General features: G+C 68.1%; 9 protein-coding genes. 7 read left to right on the top strand and 2 right to left on the bottom strand.

Going from position 1 to position 9,771, the window contains the following annotated elements; translation table 11 throughout:
- Positions 1 to 136 precede the first annotated feature (136 nt).
- A complete protein-coding gene (locus ACNFOC_RS44485) occupies positions 137 to 343 on the top strand; it encodes a hypothetical protein (protein WP_416964704.1) in 207 nt (68 codons plus the stop codon).
- Between the two features lie 201 nt (positions 344 to 544).
- Here the strand turns inward: ACNFOC_RS44485 and ACNFOC_RS44480 are convergent, their stop codons facing one another.
- A complete protein-coding gene (locus ACNFOC_RS44480; RefSeq protein ID WP_416964703.1) occupies positions 545 to 3,772 on the bottom strand; it encodes a S41 family peptidase in 3,228 nt (1,075 codons plus the stop codon).
- Between the two features lie 189 nt (positions 3,773 to 3,961).
- On the opposite strand from ACNFOC_RS44480, the gene ACNFOC_RS44475 reads away from it, so the two are divergent.
- The 3 genes from ACNFOC_RS44475 (at position 3,962) to ACNFOC_RS44465 (ending at position 7,623) form a co-directional block, all read left to right on the top strand.
- A complete protein-coding gene (locus ACNFOC_RS44475; protein WP_416964702.1) occupies positions 3,962 to 4,570 on the top strand; it encodes a TetR/AcrR family transcriptional regulator in 609 nt (202 codons plus the stop codon).
- Positions 4,571 to 4,704: 134 nt separating this feature from the next.
- On the top strand, positions 4,705 to 6,927 hold the full coding sequence (locus ACNFOC_RS44470; protein WP_416964701.1) for an MMPL family transporter: 2,223 nt from the start codon (positions 4,705 to 4,707) through the stop codon (positions 6,925 to 6,927).
- 141 nt (positions 6,928 to 7,068) lie between these two features.
- Positions 7,069 to 7,623: an isochorismatase family protein gene (locus tag ACNFOC_RS44465; RefSeq protein WP_416964700.1), complete on the top strand. Its 555-nt coding sequence runs from the start codon at positions 7,069 to 7,071 to the stop codon at positions 7,621 to 7,623.
- A 30-nt stretch (positions 7,624 to 7,653) separates the two neighbouring features.
- Here the strand turns inward: ACNFOC_RS44465 and ACNFOC_RS44460 are convergent, their stop codons facing one another.
- Positions 7,654 to 8,052 (bottom strand): ATP-binding protein, encoded by a 399-nt coding sequence (locus ACNFOC_RS44460; RefSeq protein ID WP_416964699.1) that lies wholly within the window; start codon positions 8,050 to 8,052, stop codon positions 7,654 to 7,656.
- Positions 8,053 to 8,189: 137 nt separating this feature from the next.
- On the opposite strand from ACNFOC_RS44460, the gene ACNFOC_RS44455 reads away from it, so the two are divergent.
- The 3 genes from ACNFOC_RS44455 to ACNFOC_RS44445 are packed head-to-tail and all read left to right on the top strand — an operon-like array spanning position 8,190 to position 9,396.
- Entirely contained in the window at positions 8,190 to 9,035 is an 846-nt protein-coding gene (locus ACNFOC_RS44455; protein ID WP_416964698.1) for a helix-turn-helix domain-containing protein, read from the top strand.
- A complete protein-coding gene (locus ACNFOC_RS44450) occupies positions 9,032 to 9,211 on the top strand; it encodes a DUF397 domain-containing protein (RefSeq protein ID WP_416964697.1) in 180 nt (59 codons plus the stop codon). Before ACNFOC_RS44455 ends, ACNFOC_RS44450 begins: the two co-directional genes overlap by 4 nt.
- Complete coding sequence (locus tag ACNFOC_RS44445; RefSeq protein ID WP_416964696.1) at positions 9,208 to 9,396, top strand: DUF397 domain-containing protein; 189 nt, start codon at positions 9,208 to 9,210, stop codon at positions 9,394 to 9,396. The genes ACNFOC_RS44450 and ACNFOC_RS44445 overlap by 4 nt, the downstream gene beginning before the upstream one ends.
- Positions 9,397 to 9,771 lie beyond the last annotated feature (375 nt).

The raw sequence follows: 9,771 nt of genomic DNA, 5'->3' as shown, positions 1-9,771 counted from the left end.
GGTGGGGCGGCGGACGAAGCGGCCCGGGCTACTCAGCGTGACTGATCGAAATGCGCGCTTTGTTCTGGCGTGTGAATCTGGTCGAGGCCCCAGCGAGGGGCCCACAAGTCCCCCCTCAGTACGGGAGTGAACCCACATGGGTATGAAGGACCAGTTCCAGGACAAGGCCGAAGAGCTCGCGAACAAGGCCAAGGAGAAGGCCGGTCAGGGTCGCGACGAGGCGCGGGAGCGCGGCCAGGAGCGTGGCCAGGAACGCGGCCAGGAGCGCGGCCAGCAGCGGGACGAGGCCTCTGAGCGTATGCAGCGTGAAGAGGACCGGATGGACCAGGACTACGACGTTTAGTTGGAGTCCGTTTGCGTGGGGCGCCCTGTGTTTGGGGGCGCCCCACGTTTCGTTTCGTTGTTGAGTGGCGGCCCGGTGGGGGCTGGTCGCGCAGTTCCCCGCGCCCCTGGGGAGTTGGGGTGCCGTGTCTCAAGAGCGTGGCGGAGTCGCACATGGGCACAGCCCCCCCCCGCGCCCCTAAGGAAATCGCCCCGCTGTCTCTCAAGAACGTGGCGGCAACTTTGGCCTGCTTCGGTCCGGGACGGCTGAGTAGTCGGGCGGGGTTGCCGCCGGGTGGATGGACAACAGGTCCAGCGCCAGGCGGATCGCGTCGTCCAGTTGGGCGTGGCGGCCCTCTGCCCAGTCCAGGGGGGTGCGGAGGATTTCCAAGTCCGGGGTTACGCCTCTGTTTTCCACGGACCAGCCGTACGCGTCGAACCAGGCCGCGTTCATGGGGACCGTGATCACCGTGCCGTCGCCGAGTTGGTGGCGGCCGGTCATGCCGACGACTCCGCCCCAGGTGCGTTGGCCTACCACCGGGCCGAGCTTGAGCAGCTTGAAGGCGGCCGTGATCATGTCGCCGTCCGAGGAGGTTGCCTCGTCGGCGAGGGCAACCACCGGACCCCTGGGGGCATTTGACGCGTACGACACCGGTTGGGCGTTGCGGGTCAGGTCCCAGCCCAGGATCGTGCGGGTCAGCTTCTCCACGACCAACTCGCTGATGTGGCCGCCCGCGTTGCCGCGTACGTCGACGATGAGGGCCGGGCGGGACACCTCCAGGCGCAGGTCGCGGTTGAACTGGGCCCAGCCGGAGCCGCCCATGTCGGGGATGTGGAGGTAGCCGCAGTGGCCGCCGCTCAACTCCCGTACGACGGCCCGGCGTTTGGCCACCCAGTCCTGGTAGCGGAGGGGGCGTTCGTCGACGAGGGGGACCACGGCGACGCGGCGGGCCCTGCCCTCGCCCTCCGCCGGGGTGAAGGTCAGCTCCACCGTTGTGCCGCCCGCGCCTGCCAACAGGGGGTAGGGGCCCGTGAGTTCGTCCACCGGGCGGCCGTCCACGTGGGTCAGGATCGCGCCCTCGCGGATGCCCGTGCCTGCCAGCGGGGAGCGGGCCTTGGAGTCCGAGGACTCGCCGGGGAGGATGCGGGCCACCGTCCAACCGCCCTCCCTGCGGACGAAGTTGGCGCCCAGCAGGCCCTGTCGGCGCTGGTAGTGGGGCGGGCCCTCGTTGCGGCGGGACGCGGTGACGTAGGCGTGGGACGTGCCCAACTCGCCCAGGACTTCCCGGAGCAGGTCCGCGAAGTCGTCGGGGGACGCGACCCGTTCGACCAGCGGGCGGTACTGGTCCAGGACCCCGGTCCAGTCGATGCCGCACATCTGCGGGTCCCAGTAGTACGCGCGGATCAGGCGGCCCGCCTCCTCGTACGACTGGCGCCATTCGGCGGGCGGGTCCACCTCGTGGAGGATGCGGCGGAGGTCGATCCAGACCGTCGAGTCGCCGTCGCCGGACTCGGTTGAAGGGACTGCGCGCAGTTCGTCCTCGTCTACGACGACCAGGCGTGAGCCGTCGCCGCTCACCGCGAACCAGTCGAGGTGGTCGACCAGTTCGGACTTCTTCGCCTTGCTGATGTTGAAGTACTCGAGGGTCGGCCGGCCGCTCGTGTCGTCCGGGTTGGCGAAGGTCTCGCCCAGCGCGCCCGAGATCGGCCAGCGCAGCCAGACCAGTCCGCCGCCCGAAACCGGGTACAGCGCCGAGTACTTGGAGGCGGAGACGGGGAATGGAGTGACTCTGCTCTCCAGTCCTTCCACCTCCACGGTCACCGCGCCGTCCGCGCCTTCGTCGTCCTCCGCCGCGTCCAGGCCACCGGCGGCCGGGCGGCCCTCCGGGGTCAGCGCGAAGGGGGAAGGCGTGGCCGAGGAGAGGGGGACCAGGTAGGGACGGCAGCCGAGCGGGAAGGAGAGGTCGCCGGTGTGGACGTCGTAGACCGGGTCGAAGCCGCGCCAGGAGAGGAAGGCGAGGTAGCGGCCGTCGCGCGTGAAGACCGGATTCTCGTCCTCGAAGCGGCCGTTGGTGACGTCGACGATCAAACGGTCCTTTATGCGCGCCATCTTGATCTGGCGGAGCGAGCGACCGATGCCGGGGTGGGACCAGGTCAGCCAGCTGCCGTCCGGGGAGAAGGCGAGGTCGCGTACCGGGCCGTTGATCGAGCAGATCAGCTCGGTCACCTCGCCGTTCGTTTCCTCCGTGGCGTCCAGGAGCAGGAGTCGTCCGTCGTGCGCCGCGATGGCCAGCCGCTCGCCCGCCGTGTCCGACACCAGCTCCAGTACGCGGCCCACCTCGCCGGAGGCGAGCCGGCGGGGCTCGCGTTCGCCGGAGGCCCGGGGGAGGTAGGCGATCTCGATCGCGTCCTCGCCGTCCGCGTCCGTGACGTAGGCGACCTGCCCGCCGGAGCCCAACATCTCGGGGAGTCGGACCCGTACGCCCGGGGTGTCGGTGATGGTGCGGGCCGGGCCGTCGCGGTGCGTGAGCCAGTACAGACTTCCCCGTACGACGACCGCGCTCGCGCGGCCCGTCTCGTCGACCGAGATGCCGTCGACGTGCTGGGCGGCGGGTACTTGGTAGGTACGGCGGCCGGCGCGCGGCCCGCTCAGCTGGACGTCGAGCTTGCGCGGGGTCGACGCCGCCGACAGGTCGTCGACGATCCACAGGTCACCGGCGCACTGGTACACGACGCGGGTGCCGTCGCTCGCCGCGTGCCGGGCGTAGAAGGCGTCGTGATCGGTGTGGCGCCGGAGGTCGGAGCCGTCGTAGGAGCAGGAATAGAGGTTGCCGATGCCCTCGTGGTCGGAGAGGAAGGCGATGCGGCCGTCGACGAACATCGGGGAGTGCAGGTGGCCTTCGAGGTCGGCGAGCAGGCGGCGGCCGTGCAGCCAGAGGCGGCCCATGGCGCCGCCGCGGTAGCGCTTCCAGGCGGCCGGTTCGTGCGGTGGGGTGCCGGTGAGGAGCAGGGTCCGGCGTTCGCCGTCGACGTCGGCCAGCTGGATGTCGGAGACCGGGCCCCAGGGGAGCCGGCCGCCGGGGTCGCCGTCGGTGGGGACCTTGTGGGCCCAGGTGAAGTAGGAGAACGGCTCGCCGTGCGAGGCCACGGCGAGGATGTCGCCGTCCGGGGTCCAGCCGCAGACCTGGGTGTCGGCGCTGCCCCAGTACGTGAGCCGGCGGCCGGGGCCGCCCTCGACCGGCGCGAGATGGATCTCCGGGACCAGGCTGCGCCAGGTCGTGTACGCGATGTGGCGGCCGTCGGGGGAGAAGCGTGGGTGACCGACCTTCGTACGGTCGACGGTGAGCCGCCAGGCGCGGCCCCTGCCGTCGAGAGGGGCCAGCCAGAGGTCGTCCTCGGCCACGAAACTCAGGAGGTCGCCACTGAGGTGCGGCAGGCGCAGATAGCTCACGTCCCTATGCTTTTCCGGGGGACGGACCCGAGCAACTTATGAAAAATCGCCGATGCGGCCGACGGGTGACCCGGCGGGTGACTCTCGACACGTACGAAACGGTTTCGTTTCGTTGGAGAGTGCGCTACATTCATGACTACGCGAGGCCGGTACGAAACCGTCTCGTTCGGATCCGGAGAGGTGAGTGGCATGACTGAAGTCGCAACGGCGCGTCGCAGTCGCATCACACCCGAGCGCGAGGCCGAGCTGTACGCGGCCGTGCTCGACCTGCTCCGGGAAGTCGGTTACGACGCCCTGACCATGGACGCCGTGGCGGCCCGCACCAAGTCCAGCAAGGCGACGCTCTACCGCCAGTGGGGCGGCAAGGCCGAGCTGGTGGCCAAAGCGGTGCGGCACAACAAGCCGGGCGCCTCGGCTGCCGCCGTCGACACCGGTTCGCTCAGGGGTGACTTCCACGCCCTCACGATGCGGTCGGACGACTGCGAGATGGAGCAGAACTCCGCGCTGATGCGGGGCCTGGCCATGGCGATGCACGGCAGCCCGGACCTCCTCAAGGCGTTCCGGGAACACCTCGTCGAGCCCGAGATGGCGGAGTTCCAGACGGTGCTCCAGCGGGCGATCGACCGGGGTGAGATCCGTGCCGACAATCCGGCGATCGAGTACATCGTGCACATGATGATCGGCGGGTTCGCCGCCCGCACCATGATCGACGAGCAGCCGCCGACCCAGGCCTTCCTGCTGTCGTACATCGACGCCGTCGTGCTCCCCGCACTAGGCGCACCAGTACCCACCACCTGAAAAACCCCGCACACAACCCACAGCACGCCCACCTGACGTAACCGCTCACGTCGTCGGGCAGATCAACCGTGTCCCCAACCGGTCGATCACCCCTGCCCCGAAGAACCCCACGACCTGACCGGGAGTACGCCCTCGTGGCCACGTTCCTCTACAAAGTCGGCCGGCTCGCCTTCAGGCGACGGCACTACGTCGCCCTTCTATGGATCGCGCTGCTGACGCTCGCGGGTGTCGGCGCGGCCAGCGCGCCCGCAGCCGGCGCCTCCTCCTTCTCCGTACCCGGAACCGAGGCCCAGAAGGCCTTCGACCTGCTGGAACAGCGTTTCCCCGGGATGAGCGCCGACGGCGCCACCGCCCGGGTGGTCTTCAAGGCCCCGGCCGGCGAGAAGCTCGACTCCGGCGCGAACAAGGCCACCGTCGAGAAGACCGTCAAGGACCTCGGCGACGGCTCCGAGGTCGTCTCGGTCGCCGATCCCTTCAAGGGCAAGGCCGTCAGCAAGGACGGCACGATCGCCTACGCCTCCGTGAAGTACAAGGTCTCCGGCATGGAGCTGAAGGACGCGTCGAAGGACGCCCTGAAGGAGACCGCACAGCAGGCCCGGGCCTCCGGACTGACCGTCGAGGTCGGCGGTGACGCGCTCACCGCGACCCCCGAGACGGGCTCGACGGAGATCATTGGCATCGCGATAGCCGCCGTGGTCCTCGTCATCACCTTCGGCTCACTCCTCGCGGCCGGATTCCCGCTGCTCACCGCCCTGATCGGCGTAGGCATCGGTGTCTCGACGATCACGGCACTGGCGAACGCCCTCGACCTGGGCACCACCACCTCCACCCTCGCGATGATGATCGGCCTCGCGGTCGGCATCGACTACGCGCTGTTCATCGTCTCCCGCTACCGGGCGGAGCTGGCGGAGGGCCGCGAACGCGAGGAGGCGGCCGGACGAGCGGTCGGTACGGCGGGCTCGGCGGTCGTGTTCGCAGGTCTGACGGTAGTGATCGCACTGGTCGGCCTGGCGGTCGTCAACATCCCGATGCTGACGAAGATGGGCGTGGCGGCGGCCGGCACGGTGGCGATAGCGGTCCTCATCGCCCTCACCATGATCCCGGCGCTGCTGGGCTACGCGGGCAAGAAGATCAAGCCCACCGGCCAGAAGAGCAAGCTCCTGGGCGGCGGACGGGCCAAGGCCGCCGAGAAGTCGTCCCGCCCGAACATGGGCACCCGCTGGGCGAGCTTCGTCGTACGACGCCCCCTGGCGGTCCTGCTCCTCGGTGTGATCGGACTCGGCGCGGCGGCGATCCCGGCGGCCTCGCTCGAACTGGGCCTGCCCGACGACGGTTCGCAGCCCACGTCCACGACCCAGCGCAGGGCGTACGACCTCCTGTCCGAGGGCTTCGGCCCCGGCTTCAACGGTCCGCTGATGGTCGTCGTGGACGCGAAGGACAGCAAGACCCCGAAGGCCGACGTCACCACGGTGACCGACAAGATCAAGGCCCTGAAGGACGTCACCACGGTCACCCCGGCGACCTTCAACAAGGACGGCGACACCGCGACGATCACCGTCGTCCCGGACTCCAAGCCGTCGTCCGTCACGACCGAGGACCTGGTCCACGGCATCCGTGACGCGGGCACCGAGGTCAAGGCGGACACCGACTCGTCGGTCCTGGTCACCGGCACGACGGCGATGAACATCGACGTGTCGCAGAAACTGAACGACGCGCTGATCCCGTACCTGATCCTGGTGGTAGGCCTGGCGTTCTTGTTGCTGATAGTGGTCTTCCGCTCGATCCTGGTCCCGCTGAAGGCGGCCCTGGGCTTCCTCCTCTCGGTGATGGCGGCCCTCGGCGCGGTGGTGGCGGTCTTCCAGTGGGGCTGGCTGTCGGGCCTGATGGGCGTCGAGGAAACCGGCCCCGTCATGTCGATGATGCCGATCTTCATGGTCGGCGTGGTCTTCGGACTGGCCATGGACTACGAGGTGTTCCTCGTGACCCGCATGCGCGAGGCCCACGTCCACGGCGAGAAGCCGAGCCAGGCGATCGTCACGGGCTTCAAGCACAGCGCCCGGGTGGTGACCGCAGCGGCCGTCATCATGATCGCCGTGTTCTCCGGCTTCATCAGCTCCAGCGAATCCATGATCAAGATGATCGGCTTCGGCCTCGCGATCGCCGTCTTCTTCGACGCGTTCGTGGTCCGCATGGCGATCGTCCCGGCGGTGCTCGCACTGCTCGGCAAGCGGGCGTGGTGGCTGCCGAAGTGGCTGGACCGGGTACTGCCGAACGTGGACGTCGAGGGCGAAGGCCTGCGCGACCTCGACTCCAAGGACTCGGATCCCGACGAGGACCGGGAGTTGGTCCGGGCCTGAGGCGGCTGCCGCGAGGCACTGAGGCACCGGGCAACTGATCTGCCGCGTCACCGAGTTCGGGTGGCGCGGCAGTTCGCGTCAGTGACGGAGGGGCCGCTCCGGACCGAGCGGATGTCAGTGGGCCGGACTAGCGTGTTGAGCATGACCACACTCACAGAACGCCCCAACACCGCACTCCTCCTGATCGACGTCCAGGTCGGTGTCGTGGCCGACGCGTACGAGCGTGACGCGGTCGTCGCCAACATCTCCGCGCTCGTCGACAGGGCTCGCGAGGAAGGCGTCCAGGTCGTCTGGGTCCAGCACTCCGACGAGAACGTGACGGCAGGCAGCAAGGACTGGGAGTACGTCCCCGAACTCCACCTCTGGGACGGCGAGCCCCTCGTCCCCAAGCACTACCCCGACTCCTTCGAGGACACCTCCCTGGAAGAGGTGCTGGCAGCCGCCCAGGTCGGCCGCCTGGTGGTGGCGGGCGCGTCCACCGACGCGTGCATCCGCGCCACGCTCCACGGCGCGTTCGTACGCGGCTACGACGTGACACTCGTCGGCGACGCCCACACCACGTCGGACCTGAGCAAGTGGGGTGCGCCGCCGCCGGAGCAGGTCATCGCCCACACGAACCTGTACTGGAAGTACCACACGGCACCGGGTCGTACGGCGGGAGTTGAGGAGACGAAGGACGTGACACTCGGAGGCTGAACCACACTCTGGCTGAACCTCACTCTTCGCTCACGTCCTCACCTCGGCCCAGACCGTCTTGCGCGGGCGCGGCCCCGGGGTGACGCCCCAGCGGTCGGCCAGGGCGTCCACGAGAAGCAGCCCCCGGCCCGATTCACCACACGGGTCTGCCTGTTGAAGCCGCGGCAGCCGGTCGCCGCGCGTGTCCGACACCTCGATACGAAGAGTTCCGGCGACGACGTACAGAGTCAGCCGGAAGTCACGTCCCGTGACACGCCCATGGGTCGCGGCGTTGGCCGCCAACTCGGCGACGATCTGCGCGGCTCGGTCCAACGGGAGCCCCCAGGTGCGGAGTTGCTCCGTGGCGAGGAGCCGGGCGAGACGTGCGCCTCGGGGAGTGGGGGAGAGGAGAACGGTGAAGTTGGGAGGGGCGGCGATTTCTTGATTCATGTCACTCAGCGTGGCGGGGTTTGCTTCCCTGGGTGAGTGATGGCGTCGGTGCGTAGCGTTACTGTCTCGGCTTTGTCCCGCGTTGTCTCGGCAGTCTCGGAGGTTGTACGGGTACGGGTGCGCGATGGAGGTGGGGCATGAACGAGGTTGAGGACGAGGCCGGTTGGGATGTGGAACCGGGGGACGAGATCGAGCCGTTGGTGCAGGCGGTCGGTCGGATGCTCAGGGTTTTCCGGGAGCTGGCGGGGATGCGAGTGGCAGACCTGGCGGTAGCGATGCGCTACGGCGAAGACATGATCCGGAAGATCGAACGTGGGGTACGCATCCCGAGGCCGGAGTTCCTGGACAAGGTGGACCACCTGCTGAACGCCCAGGGGCATCTGAGGGCGTTCATGGAAGACATGCGGAAGGCTCGGTATCCGAAGAAGGCGCGAGAGCTGGCGCAACTGGAAGAGCGGGCAGTTGAGTTGATGCACTACAGCAGCCACAACATCAATGGACTGTTGCAGACGCCGGAGTACATGCGGAAGCTGTTCGGGATGAGGCAACCCCCGCTCAGCGAGGAGGTCGTAGAGCGGGAGACCACAATTCGCGCGGCCCGAAAGACGATCTTCGAACGCGAGCCCGCCCCGACGCTCAGTTTCGTTCAGGAGCAGGTGACGCTCGAACGTCCCATCGGGGGAAGGAAGGTTCTGCGTCGTCAGCTAGAACACCTCTTGGAGGTGTCGCAGTTGAGGCACGTCTCACTCCAGGTCATGCCTACTGAGCTGGAGGAGCACGCTGGAGGCTCGGGCCGGATCCAGGTGCTGAAGTTCGCTGACGGCACGGCAATTGGACGTTCCGCTGGAGCGTTCAACGGGCGCCCGGTCGAACACCCCAGGGATCTTCGGATTCTCGAGTTGCGCTATGGAATGATCCGGGCGCAGGCTCTCACGCCGAGAGAGTCCCGAGAGTTCATCGAGCGAGTGCTGGGGAGACTATGAGCACCACGAAACTCCACTGGTTCAAGAGCAGCTACAGCGATGACAACGAACCCGGCGACTGTGTTGAGGTGGCCGTGGCCTCCGCCGCGATTCACGTCCGCGATTCCAAATCTCCCCAGGCGCCCCACCTCGTCGTCGGCTCCACCATCTGGACCGACTTCTTGGGGAGCCTGTGAGCGCCACGGAGTTCGACTGGTTCAAGAGCAGCTACAGCGACAGCGGCGATATCAACGACTGCGTCGAGGTGGCTGTAGCCCCCACCGCCACGATCCGCATCCGCGACTCGAAGAACAAGCTGGGTGCGCAGCTGGCTCTCTCCGCTCCCGTTTGGGGCGAGTTCGTCACGTACGTTGCGAAGTGAACGTTGGGCCACTCGCTTCTTTGTGAGTGTCGGGCTTCCGCGGCCCGAGTAAAGGGCGCTCCCTGCGGTCGCGTCGGCTACGCCGATTCCGCTGCGCTCCACCCTTTACTCGGTCCGCTCCAGCCCGTTGGAGAAGCGAGCGAACGGCCCGCAGGAACGGGTGGCCAGGCATGAACACCCTTGCCTGTACTGGGTTGTCGGCCGGTGTGTGGGGGCGCACTCGCGTCTCGCCTGCACGCTGGGCGGGCTTAGAACCCCTAACGGAATGGTCCGCACGACGATCCGCGAGCAGTTGGGCAAGGCGAGTGCGAGGGAGATCACTACTCTGCATGAGTGCTCTCATACGACGAGTTGACTTCACCGGAGCGTGAGCTG

This window comes from Streptomyces colwelliae (assembly GCF_048158785.1).
Taxonomy (GTDB): Bacteria; Actinomycetota; Actinomycetes; order Streptomycetales; family Streptomycetaceae; genus Streptomyces.
Note: the sequence above shows the minus strand (reverse complement) of the source record. Positions and strands in the feature narration are given on the sequence as shown.